The following is a 15,338-nucleotide window of genomic DNA, read 5'->3' as shown; positions in this document are numbered from 1 at the left end:
ATGATGAAAAAAGCTATGCCTGTACCACAGAAATCCAATCCTAAAATTTATTTAGGACAGATGTGATGAATTTTAAAACAAATAAGATGTTAATAGAAAATAAAAAAATAGCCATAATTGGCGGTGGAATTGGCGGTCTTACGTTAGCTCGATTATTACAGTTAAAGGGGGCTGATGTAGCCGTTTATGAGCGGGATTTAAATCCTGAAGTTCGTGTACAGGGCTCTACTTTGGATCTTCACGAAGGGACGGGACTTGAAGCGATGAAACGTGCAGGATTAATAGAAGAGTTCTATAAATATCATCGACCGACTGCGAGTAAGCTGCGTATTGTTGATCAGGATCTCATCGTAAAATTTGATGACCATGATGAAGAGCAGTCAGTCGCCGAAAATCGGCCGGAAATAGACCGAGCCCCTTTGCGAGATATCTTATTGAATGCTTTGGAATCGCATACCGTTGTTTGGGATAGTCAATTCGTTGCAATGGAAAGATATGGTGAAGGTTGGTTGTTGCATTTTAAACATGCAGTGGATGCATATGCCGATCTGGTGATCGCAGCAGATGGAGCAAATTCAAGAGTACGTCCTTACTTAAGTAATCTAACGCCTATATATTCGGGAATTACATTGGTTGAGGGAAATATCTATGATGCTGAAAAGAATGCTCCTCATCTTTTTAAATTGGCGAACGGTGGTAAAGTGATGGCTTTTGGAGCGGAACAATTTATCGGATATGGTACAAAAGGTGACGGTTCAATGATGTTTGTTGCAAGTACAAAGATTCTAGAAGATGATTATAATAAGGCTAGAATTGATTTTAAGGACAATAAGCAAGTATCTCAATGGTTTAAAGATCATTTCCCTGGATGGACCACGGTTTGGGATGAGTTTTTTGTGAATGACAATGTACAGTTTATACCCCGTCCCCAATATTATTTTGCTCTTGATCAACACTGGGAAACACAGACTAACCTTACAATGATCGGAGATGCAGCTCATCGCATGCCGCCATTTGCTGGTGAGGGGGCGAATGTAGCAATGCAGGATGCCTTCGAGTTGGCTGAATGCCTGACAAATGGGAAACATGAATCTTTGCTGAAAGCATTATCTTATTTTGAAAAAGACATGATAAGAAGGGGGACAGAAGCAACACAGGATACATTGGAAAATAGTGATCGCATGCATTCGGCTACTGCTTTATCTGCCATGTTGGAATTTTTTACCCATCCATCGGGGGATTAACAACCTTAAATCGCCTAAAGCTGTATGGAGCAACAAAGGGAGTTTCCAGAAAATGAATATTTATTTTTTCTGGAACTTCACAAGCAGTAAGCTACCGAAAATAAAATAAAGTATCAGAACTAATGTGCTGCCAAGTGCAAAACCATTGCTAAAAAGTTTATCTAGCCCGTATTTGTGATGAAACAGACCGATTCCGACTATACATTGGCATAGTGCATAACAAATATTTGCCGTTGCCGTATAACCAAAAAGCCCCAAGAAGCGAACTTTTGTTATTCCAAAAATAAAATGGGGCATCGCGTTCGCGAGCAATACAGCTATACTAAAATCGATAAAGTTCATAATTTTATTGTTTTTTCGTGATGCATAAAAAATGAGACCGCTGGTATTTCGAAAGCAAAACACTTTTCATGCTGAACAATATCAGCTAATGTTTCGCTTTTAAAGAAATCAATTTTTAAAGGTCTTATGTCTTTTGGATCGAACATTAACCCAATATTCGCCTGTCGGAATAGGCTATTTTCCAGTGGAGTTAAGGCTTGGTCCTGAATAATTATTTTATTCAGGAGTTGATTGATATCTTTCGACAGCTGGAGAAATTGACTTGGAATATTCCAGTGATCACAGGGGTGGCAAACAACCTCCAAGTCTGGTGCATTGCTTCTTCCAGGGATTATTTTGGTGTGAGTTTGAACGCCGATATGGTTATGTTGGAAAGCCAAAGGTTGATGTGTATACATCATGCTACTGAATAAACGACTACCGATGCAATAGATCTGGCTACTCATTACATTTGCGAGAAATAGGACTGTAGGCACTTTAAATTGCTCTTGGGTTTGACTGATGTAAAGTCTCCAATTACTCTGTAGAGGTGACCCATATAAGGATTTTAAATAATATAGTTTTGCAGGGCCGAAATGGCCATGGCGGTAAGTTAGCACTGAAAATAAAACATGGTCACCGACAGGATCGAGGGCAATTCCTGGGGGGACGAATTGTTGAATTTTGGCGAGAGGCACCATCCAGTTTAAATAAACTACATGGCTAATTTCACTTTTCAATTTTATTGTTGAAAAGGGCTTGGTAAGTATAAACTTTGTTTTCCTCAAGAATAGACTATTCAGAAAGTTTTCAATGCTTAATGTAAATTTGTTTAGTTTGGCAGCGCGAAATTCTTTTTCTATTAATGACATAATAACAAGCTGAAAATCTATGAATTGCTCTGTGGCTCAACTTAATATTTTGCTGGGTAGCTTATATCTATTTTTTATGCCTGCGAGGACTTTCTTGTAGTATTTAGTTTTATTGGTTTCGTCAATAACGACAATTTCAACGTCGTTTGCTTGAAGTAATTGCATTTTATCTTTGGAGAGTGCATACCATTTTTTAGTTGTATAATAAAAGAGTTGATTTTCAATAAAGGCGCTTCGTCTATAATACTTATTTCTGGCGCGATAGGTTAGCAGCCACCAAAGGTCTATTTCTACAAAATCAAGCGATAGACCTAGAATGTGGATATCCTGTGTGAAAAATAAATCAATCCAGGATTGGAGTTTAGTATCCTTTTTTCGGCTTAATCTTTTAATTAATGCAGCCTTGTAGACCGTTTGTGAATTATAATTTGTCCCATTAACCACATAATCCCTCATTTTTTGCAATTGGCCACAGTAATGTTCATAACCTAGGTTAATGGAAGATGGATTTAGGCAGTCACCGTGTATATGCCAATAGCTCGTGTTGCCGATTTGGTGTTTACGAAATACACTGTAGGTCGTTTCACGGATTAAGCCGGTATTTGCTGTGGCGATTTCTCCTTCTAAACTGAATTCATAGTTAGTGGTGATTATGTTTTCGATCGAAAGATCCCGAATTAATTGGTGTATTTCGTTTTGATTGATTTGAGAGACGCAATCCGATATATAGGTTTTAAGATCTCTTTCATTAATATGTTTTTCTCGAATTGCGTTAAGGAATATTTCCTCATACAACATAGGAAAAGGTTTTTGTCCATTTTCTAATGAGCTGACTTTATACTTTTCTTTGATGTTGTGTAGCAAATCACTCCAGCTTATTCCTGGTGAAATATTATTAATGTCGTTTCCGACTAATAAAGCAAACTTGTTCATTGTATTATAAATCAAGATTCATGCATGTAAAGTCAAATGACGATGTCGATCAATCGCATTTTTGAATGTAACAAACAATCTATTGAATTTAGATTTCTCTCCTACGAATTTAATAAAAAATCGTAGGATGTATGTCAACTAGATTTGTGATGGTACTGTAGATGCTATTGTATGCAGGGCCATGGAAGCAATATCGTGTAAATTGAAACCTCTGTAAAATGATTATGTCATTGCGGTGGGCGGATCAGTCAGATATGTTTGTTTTTATTCGTCAAAAAAGGCTAGGCGAACCAACTTCCTAGCCTTCACGGTATAACTCATCTGCTATAACAAACAAATAACAAAGCAGCACAGGAAATGTTTGATGCCTCGTCAATGATGTGAGGTCTGTTGTGAGATGGCTTGACAATGATATCACGGTCTGGGTAACATGTTCCCTTATAAATTTCAGTAATATTTTGTTGTGTTATTGTTTGCTTTTGAGGGGACTATGAAGAGTTAGTCCTGTTAAACTCACTTTTGGTGAACGCGTACACCGAAGAAAATTCTGTGTAATATTCGGTATCTGTAACCTACCGCTTACATCCAGCTAATAGGGCGTTCTGCGACAAAGGATCACACTTAACTTTGTATAAAAATAGAAGCTAAATAACGATTGATAAAGTGTGTTTCCCTTTCTTAATACACAATGGCAATTTTTTTAGCGTAGAAACAGGTTAAGTCATAAAAAAGTTCGTGATATGGAAATTAAAGAAAACAAATTGATCGGTGTTGCTTATAGAGATACACCAAACAAAGGTGGAATTATTAAACCCGTTTATATCATTATGCACTACGATGGTGCATCCAATGCAACGAGTGCAATTGATTGGATGACTGATTCCCGGAGCAAGGTCTCTGCCCATCTTCATATCAGCCGTGATGGTGTTGTAACACAATTGGCCCCATTTAATATTAAATGTTGGCATGCGGGCCTTAGTACCTGGGCCGCTCAAAGAGATTTGAATAATTGTAGCATTGGAATTGAATTGCAAAATAAAGGTACGGAGAGCTACACCGAAAAACAGATCAATGTGGCGATAGCTGTGTGTAAAACAATTGTCCGTACTTATTCAATTCGGGAGATTTTGGGACATTCGGATATTGCGCCTGGAAGAAAGGAGGATCCAGGGATACAGTTTCCCTGGGAAAAATTTAAATCGTTAACAAAAGGAAGTTATAATGGAATTACTTGAGATTTTGGAGAAATTGATTATCCCTGTAGTGACAGCTGTAGGGGGGTATTTTGTTGGAAAGCCCAAGCAGCAAGCCGAAGTGGAGGCAACAAATGTTGAGAATGCCGGAAAGGTAATTGAAAAATGGGAAGGATATGCCAATAGATTGGAGAAAGATATTGAGCAATTACGGACGATCATTGAAGATCTTAATGAAGGGTTACGTTTGGCAAATGACGAACGTACGTCTTGCGCTAAAACCTTAGCGGATTTGCAAGTGAAATATGATGATCTCATGAAACTTTATAATAGGTTACAGGTTGAATTAAAGTGCGTTAAAAATGAAGAATACACTACAGATAATCGCAATGCTGCTACTGGTTAGCAGCTGCGGTTTGTTTAGAAAAGTTGAGAAAACCAAGGGATCACAAGAGTTTGGTATCAAAGAGAAAAATACCAATTATGCTACTATAGCACAGAGCACGGAACATATACAAATTGTTCGATCAGACAAAGAGGCTTTGGTAACAGATGAATATGTGATGCAAATTGAAGGTGAAGGGATCCAGATTATGCAGGATGGTGCTGTTCAGCTACATAAGGGAAAAGTCTATACGAAAAAGGAACATTCTGCTGAAAAGCTGCAGCTTGAGAGTAGGTTCGGTACCAATTGGAAAGCTCAGAAGGTAGAAAGTCGTCAACAAATTGAAACGAAAATGGAGCTACGCAAAGCACAATCAAAAGAGGTTTCAAAACCAGCGGTGTCAAGCCTTCTTTATTTTTTAATGGGTTGCGGTGTATTGGTCGGTTTGATTATTTGGTGGATAAAGAAACGTAAGTTTGTTGAGTCTTGGTAGTTTCCGATTAAAAAATGTTGCTATTATTTTTAATGCAATTCAGATAAGAAGCACAAAATAGTCCTTGAGTATTTAAAATTCAAGGACTATATTTTTGGAACCGGGCAGAATTGCCGAATTAGCAGAGCTGGTGTGATTGTACAAATAATACTAAACCCCATCGAAATGCCTGTCAATAAGGTAATAATTCGCAATCTGTTTAATTTCCTTTTTGAAATCACGATAGAGGTCAAATTGATTGCAAGCACAGATGATAGATTTCTGTAATGTGTCATTATTTATTTTTAAATAAGAGCCAAGTTCCTTATATATGCTACTTTTTACTTTTGTTTTCAGATTATCTAATTTTTCCGGCTGAAAAATACGTAGAACAACGGCGATAGCTTTGTAACGATGCTGAATATCCTTATAATTGATATATTCACCCATAATCTGTTGAGAAGGTATACCCACAAATTGACAATAGCAGTCAATTACTTGACTGATTTTGGAAAGGTCAGATTCATATATCTTATCGATGGATTTTAGTATTTCAGGATGATTTTCTTTCAAGAAACTCATGATGAATGAATAATATAGTGAGTTCATACCATACCTTGTGAGCTATTTTTGTAGGTTATTGTACTGCTTTCTTCTTTTTTTAAATTACTGTTGTGTTTTTGTCGTTGATGATAATCTACTGCGTAAACAATGTGCTGTCTAGGATGTTGTGTCATGAGCTGTTCCATTTTCTTTTTATCTTTAAGTATGAACTGATTCTAGTCTCGCTAATTGCAAATCCAGTGAATAGCTAATTTACTTACTACCCTGTTCGTCTATTCTATGAATTTAATATAGTCTATTGATGTTAAATAAAGTTAAACAAAATTGTTAATCATACAAGTTTGTTCGATGCTTATTTTTATTTTTTTTGTGAAAATATAAACTTATTTGTTTAACTATAATTTGTTGATAGTTAGGTTTTTATTGTTTTATTTTGATTGTCTGTTTGTTTAGGTTTAATAAGTTGTGTAACTTAGTGTCAGATTGTTATGTATTTGTGTAACATTTGTTAAATACCCGATCGACTATGGAAACTTATCCAAATAATAACTTTGAAGTTTTACGCATGGAGATGCGCGTTACTAACCGTGAATTCGCGTCTTTATTGGGTGTACGCGAACAGGTGTACTCGCGTATTAAAAAAGGAGAGTATCCTATTGGACTTACGATGAAAACACGTATTCAAGCGGCTTTTCCTCAGGTTCAGTATGACTGGTTGTTATATGGAAAAGGTGAAAGAGTAGAGATAACTCCTTTAATGCACCCCGACACGATGGCAATGCTTAGTATTGGTAACGGTAAGTCAATAGGGTATTTTTCGGAGGACGTCAAGTTTATTGACGAAAACAAGAATAATATATTTTTTGAAGTTTCCCCAGGACGATATTTGATGCAGACAAAACTTGTGACAGAGAAAGCTAAAGCCGGGTATTTGTCTGGCTTTTCTGATGCTGAATATATGGACGATTTACCGGCACATTTTATCACGGTCAATGAATTTCATAAAGGTGCCTATCGTTCTTTTGAAGTTAGTGGTGATAGTATGACCGATGGAACCGATGCAAGTGTATTGGACGGCGATATTGTGACAGGACGTTTGATTAAAAGGGAGTTATGGCAATCAAAATTTCATACCCACAAATATCGTTATTGGGTTGTTGTACATAAATATGAAGGAGTTATTATCAAAGAAATTGCTCATCATGATGTCAATAACGGAATTCTTACCCTTCGTTCGCTAAATGCTGATAAAACAAGATACCCGGATTTTGAAGTAAGTTTAGATGATGTTGACCAAATTTTTAATGTTGTAGATATTAGCCGTTCGCTTTAAGAACAGCCTAACTCAGAATATGATCGTTTTGATGATTCGTCTTTTCATATCAACGTTTACAGGTGGACCTTTTTGTTTCGGCTATAGGTGCGATAAATTAAGCCAATCGCCCGCTATTAAATTGAAAGTTCTCCGTATCAAGTTTTTATGATCTTGCTAAAAAATATAGAAATAAAAACTAATTATATTAGTTTTTATTTCTATATTTGACTATAAATTGAACGTATGCGGACATGTTGTTGCGTGCTGTCTTGGCGCTCCTAGTATATATTTAACGTTAAGAAGGCTGATAACGAGACGAGAATATTGGTTGCTCATTATTCAGGCATGTCCGTAGCGTTCAATTGAAATAATAGGTACATGTGCGTAGGTTGTCAGGGCAGGGTGGAGGCATTTTTGAATAAATCGAACTATTCACTAAGTTGTACCTATGGACTTACCATTTACTAATCATCATATGTTTATTTTTGAAGCCAGATTTTGAAATCTGGCTTTTTTATTTCTTATGCTATCAATTGTTGTTATTTTTAGTCTTTTACAAAGCTTACATCGGTTATTTTATAGGAAAAATTATCTTTTTCCCGTTCATTTTCAGGTTTTTCCATTTCACTGTAGTGAACGGTTCCCTTCATTTTGAAGGTTGTATGGGAATCTAGATTGATTTTTTCTCCCTTATCGTCAAATACATAAAAGTTCTTAAGCGTATAATTTTTCTGATCTGCGGGAATTTCAAATAAAACATTGTTTTTTTCTGTCCCTACAGGTAATATAACGCTGAATGCAGTGAATTTTTCAGAACTAAATGCATGGGATTTAACTACGAAATTCATGGCCATAGTTTTTGATTTACCTGATGAGAATGTAAAGGATGGTGCATCAAATTCACCTGTTAACGTAATGGTTTTGTTTTGATTGTCATAGTTTGATTCGATAGCTTTTACCGTATCGACAGAACTGCCATTGCAAGATGTGAACAACGCTATAGCAGAAGATACTAACAATGATGTCGAAATTAAGTGTTTTGTTTTCATGGGGAAAAATTTCATTAATTGTATATTATTTTGAGCATAACATACTTCATACTACTATGCTCCTTTTTTAATTGTAAAGACCCTTTTTATTGATAGACAACTTCTGCTTATTTATGTTTTGACAGTTTCGTGAAGATTTCTTTGAATCATCAATATACATGCCTTCATGATGATTTATACTCACATTCAATAACTGCATATTCCGATGATCAATTTTTATAAAAGTAAGGTATTGAGGAAGAGGTTTTAGCACTTGATTTAAATTCGGGGGGAATGAATTTAAATTCGCATGCCGTGGGCTTTTTTTCGTCTATAAGAGATAGGTAAATGATAAACTCGAGTTTTATTTCGGCGGAAATGTCAGTAAACTGGTTATAAAGATTTGATCTTATACGATTAGCCCAATGTTATGATCAATTTTTTGATTTAAAAAAGACCAAGTTAATGACTAAACAAGTGAGTGTAAGTAAAGAAGAGCAAGTTCGGATGTTATTCCAAAATACCCAGGGTTTTTCAAAGGCGTCACGTGCAAGTCTTAACGATTTTTCTGAAGATATCGATAGGTCTATCGAGGCTAATTGATTATTTAAAGGTACATTTTGCATGCCTGTAACCACAAGTACACCAATAATATAGCTTAGGCATGCAACTAGGATTAGATAAAATTTAGGTGAATACAGGTCAAAAAATAATATAGTAGCCATGAGTAACAAAATTGGTGCGCCTAGAAAACAGCAGTAAAAAGCTGGGTTTAGTATTTCTTTATTGATATTTTGCATGGCCATCAAAAAGGCTTTATCGTTGAGTTTATGTAGACCCAAATTGACCGAAAAGGTATACGAAAAAAACAAACCTGATATGATAGCCGAAAATATTGTTGCCAGCGCCAAAATAATATCTTGCGATTTCATGTCTATATTTTTTTTGATGTACAATGTTTTACTGAACTTAATTGTCTAGGTGTTCTAATTTATCAAAGCATTGTTTTCTTATAGCAATTATTTCGAAGAAGTTGAGGCTTAAAGAAATTACACACTTTCGTTGAGCTCGCCCTTAGACAATACAAAAGTTGTGATAAACAGTGAGTCAATATAGAATAAAAACGACAGTAACCTACTTTTTGTTAAATGATGTTGGAGTTGTTCCTGTGAAAGTCTTAAAGACACGAATAAAGTGCGATTGGTCGGAGAACCCATTTTCATAAACAACTTCCGTTAGCTTTTGGAAATCTTTGTTATTAAGCTGTTTCAAAGCGGCCTGAAACTGTACCATTTTAGCGAATTGTTTAGCGGACACCCCAGTTTCCTTGAAAAACCTTCTTTCAAAAGTTCGGATGTTCAATGCTTCTTTTTTTGCAATTTCCTTAATAATGATTTGGCCCTTTTTTTCGATGATTTCGAGAATTGCTCGCTGAATCGAAAAATCTATGTTATATTTCTTGCTATCGAAAAAGCTGAGGAGCGATTGTGTTAATAGTTGGATGCTGTTTTCAGCGCTTGAAGATGAGGATAATGTACTGCTCAGTTGGTGAAAGGCTCTATTTGAAGGAGCATCTAGATCATAGCAGCCGTCGTTTATGCTTTCGGGCGAGATACCCCAAAATCGGCGTAATACAAATGGGTAAAATTGAAAAACGATAATCTGAAAAGGCCCTGTTACATCTATTGAAATCGGTTTTATTGTCTGACCATAGAGAAAAATCGTCGGCATCTTTTTATCATGAGGCTTGATTGTAAAATCACCATAGCATCGTTGAAACAATAGACCGGGGTAACCATCAGCATAAAAAGGTAAGTTTACGCGATCATTTTTCTGACTTTCAAATACCAGGATCGCCTTTACGAATAATGTAATGGATGTATCAGGGCTGATAATTTGAGAATTCATCAATTAACTTTGTTGGCTTTTGATTACGACCTGCTGTACGTTTAAATATACTGAAAAATCTATTATAAGATGGAGTTGCCCTAAGATTTTCATTAGCGGATTTGTAATAGCATGGTGTATCTAAAGTCTACGCATGTAATCCGACTTATTTGAAATAAAAAAGGGAATTTTCTCTTCTTACCTGAAATAATTGTGCATGTTCCAGTAATTTAAGTACTCAAAATTGAAACTACCATTATAGTTGGCTCCCACTAAATTTATTTGTGTTCAGGTCGGCAGCTGAAAGCGTTTTTAGAAGTTCTCTAGCTGCGGCGCTACCTGCACGGTTTGCACCGATTGTCGATGCTGATGGACCATAACCCACGAGGTGAATTCTTGGTTCTTTAGCGACCATGGTCGCTAGTCTGCCTGCCATTTGAATGCCACCCTGTTTTTCTTTTGGTAGCACTGCGTCTAGATGGCTCAATAAACTTTTAAAACCTGTATTCCAAAGTATAACATCTGCTTTTTGTTCCGTTCCATCGGCCCATTTGATCCCCTTTTCGGTTATTTCTTGAAACATTGGAAAACGTTGAAGGACACCCCGTTTTTCCATCTCCTGGATTTCTGTAGAATAGGGGAGGCCCGTAACGGAAACGACAGACAAAGGTGAAAGCCCCAATCGTACACGTTCCTCTACCATAGCAACCGCATTATGCCCGGCCATGTCATCAAATGGCCCCTCTCTGAATAAAGGCGGTCGTCGTGTTACCCAGGTTGTCGTTGTAACCTTGGAAATTTGGTCCAATAGCTGAATGGCAGAAATACCAGCTCCAACAACAATAACATGTTTGCCACGAAAATACTCTGCAGTTTTAAAATCCTTTGTGTGAAGTTGCTCGCCACGAAATAATTCTGCACCTGGATAGGTAGGAATATAGGGGTTTTCCCATGTTCCGGTGGCGTTGATAATACCGAGTGCTGAGAAAAGAGTTTCTGCCGTATCGATATGAAAGCGATCTTGGTACAAGTAGACTTTTTCTACTTTAGCTGGTCGATATACTTGAAGTCCAAATTTTTCTTCATAAAGTTTAAAATAATGGGGAACAGCGGTGTTTGCCTGAACTTCCGCCCCTTTTGTTGATAAAGTCTCCTCAAACGACATGCCGGGCAAATCGTGTATTTTATTGACTGTACTTAAGGTAAGGGAGTCCCAGCGAAATTGCCAGGCTCCTCCTGGTGCAGAGGCTTCATCCAAGATGATAAAATCCGGCCCGATTTTAAGTCCGAGCTTCTTCAAATGATAAGCAGCAGAAAGTCCAGCCTGACCCGCACCAATGATTGCAATTTTTGTTTTGTAGCGAATGTTCTTTATCATACGAAAGAGGAGTTAACGCCAACCAAGTTCGGGAGCTACATGTTCCAAAATGGCTGAAAGAATGTGGACATTGTAGTCGACCCCTAGCGTATTTGGAATGGTCAATAATAGCGTGTCTGCTTCCTGTATTGCTTCATCTTGCGCTAGTTCTTTCACGAGTTGATCTGGTTCTGCGGCATAACTTCGCCCAAAAATCGTCCGCTTGTCCGATTCTATTACCCCAATTTTATCTGTTTTGTCAGCCTCTTGCCCGAAGTAATAACGATCTAAATCATCGACCAGAGCGAATATGGATCGACTGACCGAAACGCGGGGTTCACCAGGGTGCCCTGCTTCCTTCCAGGCCTCTTTGTATAAACGTATTTGTTCGGCCTGCTGAATATGAAAAGGTTTGCCATTTTCATCATATTTCAAAGTGGAACTTTGCAGGTGCATTCTGTTTTGAGCAGCCCATACAGCCGTGGCGTTCGATGCTGCTCCCCACCAGATACGATCACGTAACCCTTCCGAATGGGGTTCGAGCCTCAGCAAACCGGGTGGGTTTGGAAACATTGGATAGGGATTTGGTTCAGCGAAACCAATTCCTTTAAGTTTTTCTAAAAATTCCAATGCTTTTTGCCTTCCCATATCAGCATCTGTTTCGCCCTCGTTGATATTGTAACCAAAGTAACGCCAACCATCTATTACTTGTTCAGGCGATCCTCTGCTGATGCCGAGCTGCAATCTGCCCCCAGAGATTAGATCTGCGGCTCCTGCGTCTTCCACCATATAAAGGGGGTTTTCATAGCGCATATCGATGACGCCGGTGCCGATCTCAATTTTTGAGGTTTTGGCTCCAATGGCCGATAATAAAGGAAAGGGAGATGCTAGCTGATTCGCAAAATGGTGTACACGGAAATATGCACCATCTATGCCTATTTCTTCAGCAGCTAGTGCTAGATCGATGGATTGCAATAAAGTATCGCTTGCGGTCTGCGTACTATATGCGGGATGCTTGGACCAATGACCAAAAGATAAAAAGCCTATTTTTTTCATAAATCACAATGGGATTTGATGCCAATCAAATTTAATAAATGTTACGATTATATCGGTAGTTTGGATTGTCCGATGGGTGTCAATAATATATGGTTTGAATGAATTTGCCAAATGACAAGTAGGCTGTGGCTCAAAAAGAGTAATTTTATGTATTATTCAATTGTATAAGTGATTCAGAGTGATGCTTTCAGACAAATTATTACAACAGATCGAGTTTATTAAGGAGATCGACAAGATTAAATATATCCAGCGCAGGACAAAACTTTTTAATAGTGACCGTCCCGAAAATGACGCTGAACACAGTTGGCATCTTGCCCTAATGGCTATTGTGCTTTTAGAACATGCAAATCAATCAGTGGATTTATTGAAGGTAGTCAAAATGGTATTGATACATGATATCGTCGAAATCGATGCAGGTGATACCTTTATCTATGATACAGAAAAAAATCATACCAATACAGGTGCAGAGTGTTTGGCAGCTCAGCGGATTTTTGGAATTTTGCCTGGGCAGCAAGCAGAGGAACTCATTGCGATCTGGGAAGAATTTGAAGCTGGTCAAACGCCGGAAGCACAGTTCGCACGAGCGATGGATCGATTGGAGCCACTTTTACAGAAGAGTTCCAATAATTGTGGGACCTGGAATGAACCTGGTGTAAATTATGAAAAGGTTTATGCAAAAAAATCTGTCATTAAGGATGGCTCAGCAGTATTGTGGGAATATGCAGAAAAATTGATCGATGCTGGAGTTGCTCGGGGGATTCTCAGAAAGGGAGGGTAGATAGGATACTGATCAATAGCCAGCAGTAATCCCGATATTATTGCTGACAGCTGCCAGCTTTTTATGATGACTGATAACTAAGTTCAGCGGTAAGTCTCCGAGTTCTATTTGTTTCCCAACAGGGGTTAGTGTCCAGCCATTTGGTAGTCCAACTTTATTGCTTTCCAAAATGAACTAATTCTATTTTGTATATTGTTTTGACTGAACGTGAGCTGCGAGGTTGCAAACATGCACGTTGTCAAAATGAATGTTCCTATTCTTTTCATGGGACATATTTACGAAATTGAGTAGTCAGACTAAATAGGAAGCATCAAAATTAAAGAAAACTTAATATTGGACCGCGAACTTAGCGTAGGTTATAACGCGTTGTTTTTTAGTATGGTCAAGAGCCTCTGAAAATCTGTTTGAAAAAAAAATACTATATGACAGGAAATTTAGTATGGAATTCTCTTGTGTAATTGTTTATAGCAAAAGCTGAACGGTTTATAGGTAAAAGTCTGTTGTTTACCGATGGAAATTGTTCTTTCGCCGAAAACTTATGGTTTTTTAAAGTTTATTTTTTGAAATTGGATCATATGTGTCCTAAATAAATTTTAGGATTGGATTTCTGTTGTACAGGCATAGCTTTTTTCATCATTTCGATATTGACCCCTATTTTTCAATCTGCAAAAATCTTTAGCTGTCCCTTTTTTCCTTTTATAGGCGGCCTGAGAAAGGGATCATCTATCCATTGCCAGATGTTTATTTTCACGAAGATATTCATTCTGATGAATGCGACCAGATTGGACAGGTTCCAGTCATATTTGGCCTTTTTTTGTAAGTATTTTAACAGTAATATGCCAATGAGTGAAGTCTAGATCTGGATCATCACTGCATTTTCAGAAGTCCCTATGAATGTCGATACTTTTAAGCGCTGCTTTAGATGCTTGAAGAAGACTTCGATATGCCAGCGTTGTTTATAGATGTTTGCCACCAAAGAAGCCTTCCACTTCGTATTATTGGTCAAAAAGTGGTACTCATTGCCAGTGGTGCTGTCCCAAAAGTGGACTAGGCGTAGCGGCTTGCCGTTGTATTTATTGCAGGCAGCACCGGATAGCTCAATGAGCTCATCCTTAAGGATCCCCTTTTCCATGAGTGCTTCACTCTGATAGGACTTGATAACCTTGTACTTCATATTAACTTTACTCCTGGTAACGAAGTAACACCCCCTGCTGTCCAAATCCCCAAGCCAGCTGTAATCCACGTAGCCACGGTCCACTACCACCACGCTTCCCTTGGAAAAACTGTAACTACCGGCTCGCTGGCTCTCATGTACTTTTCCATCGGTAATCTGCATAAAAACAGGTAGGCAGCCATCATAATCCAAGACAGTGTGCAGCTTTACGGCACCTTTGGTGCTGCGAAACTTTGCCCAGTCAAATACAGATAGACATAAGGGGATGATGCTTGCATCCATCAGATATACTTTACGCTTTAGCTGAACAAGATCTTTGCGAAAATGCGTATCCTTTTGCCAAAGCCTTTCCAAAACAGAGAAATAAAGATCTTTGAAAAGTTCATGCGTACGGTGTATGTTGATATAGGATATATTGGACTTACTTGGAGCTCTTATTACTCCTAAGTGGTTCAGGTTACCAGTTGTACTGCGCAGACCGTTACTAATATCCCGGACCGAATCTGCCGAGGAAAAATGACAGAAAAGCATACTGACTAGATGCGTCCAGCTGTTGATCCCTTTCTGGTGTTTATCACTTTTGTGCTTTGCAACCAAATCCCTGAATAATTCACGGTCAACAAGAGATAAAATCTGACTAAAAACATTTAAATTTATCATGGCGGTGTGTTATAATTTTGCAATTTAAATATAGCAACTTTGCTATATCCAAACACCGCCACTTTTTAAACGTTTAGGACGCAAGTGTCTGATTAATGA

16 protein-coding genes are annotated in these 15,338 nt (G+C 37.7%); 6 read left to right on the top strand and 10 right to left on the bottom strand.

The window, feature by feature from the left end; all coding sequences use genetic code 11:
• Nucleotides 1-86: 86 nt before the first annotated feature.
• Nucleotides 87-1,244, top strand: a complete 1,158-nt coding sequence (locus AACH28_RS10210) for an NAD(P)/FAD-dependent oxidoreductase (RefSeq protein ID WP_341832883.1) — start codon at nt 87-89, stop codon at nt 1,242-1,244.
• 60 nt (nt 1,245-1,304) lie between these two features.
• Here AACH28_RS10210 and AACH28_RS10205 read toward each other — a convergent pair whose 3' ends face one another.
• From AACH28_RS10205 to AACH28_RS10195, 3 genes are read right to left on the bottom strand one after another with little or no spacing between them, the layout of a single operon-like run.
• Nucleotides 1,305-1,586: a hypothetical protein gene (locus AACH28_RS10205; RefSeq protein WP_075991365.1), complete on the bottom strand. Its 282-nt coding sequence runs from the start codon at nt 1,584-1,586 to the stop codon at nt 1,305-1,307.
• Nucleotides 1,583-2,437 (bottom strand): DUF2071 domain-containing protein, encoded by an 855-nt coding sequence (locus AACH28_RS10200; RefSeq protein WP_341832882.1) that lies wholly within the window; start codon nt 2,435-2,437, stop codon nt 1,583-1,585. Before AACH28_RS10200 ends, AACH28_RS10205 begins: the two co-directional genes overlap by 4 nt.
• Nucleotides 2,438-2,473: 36 nt before the next feature.
• Nucleotides 2,474-3,370: an SIR2 family protein gene (locus AACH28_RS10195; protein WP_341832881.1), complete on the bottom strand. Its 897-nt coding sequence runs from the start codon at nt 3,368-3,370 to the stop codon at nt 2,474-2,476.
• Between the two features lie 740 nt (nt 3,371-4,110).
• Between AACH28_RS10195 and AACH28_RS10190 the strand changes: the two genes are divergently transcribed.
• Genes AACH28_RS10190 through AACH28_RS10180 form a run of 3 tightly spaced genes read left to right on the top strand, consistent with a single transcriptional unit; the run spans nt 4,111 to nt 5,441 of the window.
• Entirely contained in the window at nt 4,111-4,605 is a 495-nt protein-coding gene (locus AACH28_RS10190) for an N-acetylmuramoyl-L-alanine amidase (protein WP_341832880.1), read from the top strand.
• A complete protein-coding gene (locus AACH28_RS10185; RefSeq protein WP_341832879.1) occupies nt 4,592-4,969 on the top strand; it encodes a hypothetical protein in 378 nt (125 codons plus the stop codon). Before AACH28_RS10190 ends, AACH28_RS10185 begins: the two co-directional genes overlap by 14 nt.
• A complete protein-coding gene (locus AACH28_RS10180; protein WP_341832878.1) occupies nt 4,926-5,441 on the top strand; it encodes a hypothetical protein in 516 nt (171 codons plus the stop codon). The genes AACH28_RS10185 and AACH28_RS10180 overlap by 44 nt, the downstream gene beginning before the upstream one ends.
• A 150-nt stretch (nt 5,442-5,591) precedes the next feature.
• Here the strand turns inward: AACH28_RS10180 and AACH28_RS10175 are convergent, their stop codons facing one another.
• A complete protein-coding gene (locus AACH28_RS10175) occupies nt 5,592-6,029 on the bottom strand; it encodes a hypothetical protein (protein WP_341832877.1) in 438 nt (145 codons plus the stop codon).
• 481 nt (nt 6,030-6,510) lie between these two features.
• Here AACH28_RS10175 and AACH28_RS10170 point away from each other — a divergent pair, with 481 nt between their 5' ends.
• On the top strand, nt 6,511-7,317 hold the full coding sequence (locus AACH28_RS10170) for a LexA family transcriptional regulator (RefSeq protein ID WP_341832876.1): 807 nt from the start codon (nt 6,511-6,513) through the stop codon (nt 7,315-7,317).
• A gap of 527 nt (nt 7,318-7,844) precedes the next feature.
• On the opposite strand, the gene AACH28_RS10165 is transcribed toward AACH28_RS10170, so the two are convergent.
• From AACH28_RS10165 to AACH28_RS10145, 5 genes are all read right to left on the bottom strand, one after another.
• Complete coding sequence (locus AACH28_RS10165; RefSeq protein WP_288064529.1) at nt 7,845-8,348, bottom strand: hypothetical protein; 504 nt, start codon at nt 8,346-8,348, stop codon at nt 7,845-7,847.
• Between the two features lie 413 nt (nt 8,349-8,761).
• Nucleotides 8,762-9,259, bottom strand: coding sequence for an anthrone oxygenase family protein (locus tag AACH28_RS10160; RefSeq protein WP_341832875.1), 498 nt, complete (start codon nt 9,257-9,259; stop codon nt 8,762-8,764).
• A gap of 202 nt (nt 9,260-9,461) precedes the next feature.
• Nucleotides 9,462-10,235 (bottom strand): helix-turn-helix domain-containing protein, encoded by a 774-nt coding sequence (locus AACH28_RS10155; RefSeq protein WP_341832874.1) that lies wholly within the window; start codon nt 10,233-10,235, stop codon nt 9,462-9,464.
• A 235-nt stretch (nt 10,236-10,470) separates the two neighbouring features.
• The gene (locus AACH28_RS10150) at nt 10,471-11,592 is read right to left on the bottom strand and encodes an NAD(P)-binding domain-containing protein (protein WP_341832873.1); all 1,122 of its coding nucleotides are present in this window, start codon (nt 11,590-11,592) and stop codon (nt 10,471-10,473) included.
• 12 nt (nt 11,593-11,604) lie between these two features.
• Nucleotides 11,605-12,627 carry an LLM class flavin-dependent oxidoreductase gene (locus AACH28_RS10145; protein WP_341832872.1) on the bottom strand — a complete coding sequence of 341 codons (1,023 nt, stop codon included), beginning with the start codon at nt 12,625-12,627 and terminating at the stop codon, nt 11,605-11,607.
• A gap of 181 nt (nt 12,628-12,808) precedes the next feature.
• On the opposite strand from AACH28_RS10145, the gene AACH28_RS10140 reads away from it, so the two are divergent.
• On the top strand, nt 12,809-13,405 hold the full coding sequence (locus tag AACH28_RS10140; RefSeq protein ID WP_341832871.1) for an HD domain-containing protein: 597 nt from the start codon (nt 12,809-12,811) through the stop codon (nt 13,403-13,405).
• A gap of 853 nt (nt 13,406-14,258) precedes the next feature.
• On the opposite strand, the gene AACH28_RS10135 is transcribed toward AACH28_RS10140, so the two are convergent.
• Nucleotides 14,259-15,239 (bottom strand): IS4 family transposase, encoded by a 981-nt coding sequence (locus AACH28_RS10135; protein ID WP_341832870.1) that lies wholly within the window; start codon nt 15,237-15,239, stop codon nt 14,259-14,261.
• Nucleotides 15,240-15,338 lie beyond the last annotated feature (99 nt).

Source organism: Sphingobacterium thalpophilum (assembly GCF_038396785.1).
Classification (GTDB): domain Bacteria; phylum Bacteroidota; class Bacteroidia; order Sphingobacteriales; family Sphingobacteriaceae; genus Sphingobacterium; species Sphingobacterium thalpophilum_A.
Note: the sequence above shows the minus strand (reverse complement) of the source record. Positions and strands in the feature narration are given on the sequence as shown.

Coding starts and splice junctions, on each gene's coding strand:
- AACH28_RS10195 (WP_341832881.1), bottom strand. CDS start 3,370: ATGAACAAGTTTGCTTTATTAGTCGGAAACGACATTAATAATATTTCA.
- AACH28_RS10160 (WP_341832875.1), bottom strand. CDS start 9,259: ATGAAATCGCAAGATATTATTTTGGCGCTGGCAACAATATTTTCGGCT.
- AACH28_RS10150 (WP_341832873.1), bottom strand. CDS start 11,592: ATGATAAAGAACATTCGCTACAAAACAAAAATTGCAATCATTGGTGCG.
- AACH28_RS10200 (WP_341832882.1), bottom strand. CDS start 2,437: ATGTCATTAATAGAAAAAGAATTTCGCGCTGCCAAACTAAACAAATTT.
- AACH28_RS10175 (WP_341832877.1), bottom strand. CDS start 6,029: ATGAACTCACTATATTATTCATTCATCATGAGTTTCTTGAAAGAAAAT.
- AACH28_RS10135 (WP_341832870.1), bottom strand. CDS start 15,239: ATGATAAATTTAAATGTTTTTAGTCAGATTTTATCTCTTGTTGACCGT.
- AACH28_RS10155 (WP_341832874.1), bottom strand. CDS start 10,235: ATGAATTCTCAAATTATCAGCCCTGATACATCCATTACATTATTCGTA.
- AACH28_RS10145 (WP_341832872.1), bottom strand. CDS start 12,627: ATGAAAAAAATAGGCTTTTTATCTTTTGGTCATTGGTCCAAGCATCCC.
- AACH28_RS10205 (WP_075991365.1), bottom strand. CDS start 1,586: ATGAACTTTATCGATTTTAGTATAGCTGTATTGCTCGCGAACGCGATG.
- AACH28_RS10140 (WP_341832871.1), top strand. CDS start 12,809: ATGCTTTCAGACAAATTATTACAACAGATCGAGTTTATTAAGGAGATC.
- AACH28_RS10190 (WP_341832880.1), top strand. CDS start 4,111: ATGGAAATTAAAGAAAACAAATTGATCGGTGTTGCTTATAGAGATACA.
- AACH28_RS10180 (WP_341832878.1), top strand. CDS start 4,926: ATGAAGAATACACTACAGATAATCGCAATGCTGCTACTGGTTAGCAGC.
- AACH28_RS10165 (WP_288064529.1), bottom strand. CDS start 8,348: ATGAAAACAAAACACTTAATTTCGACATCATTGTTAGTATCTTCTGCT.
- AACH28_RS10210 (WP_341832883.1), top strand. CDS start 87: ATGTTAATAGAAAATAAAAAAATAGCCATAATTGGCGGTGGAATTGGC.
- AACH28_RS10185 (WP_341832879.1), top strand. CDS start 4,592: ATGGAATTACTTGAGATTTTGGAGAAATTGATTATCCCTGTAGTGACA.
- AACH28_RS10170 (WP_341832876.1), top strand. CDS start 6,511: ATGGAAACTTATCCAAATAATAACTTTGAAGTTTTACGCATGGAGATG.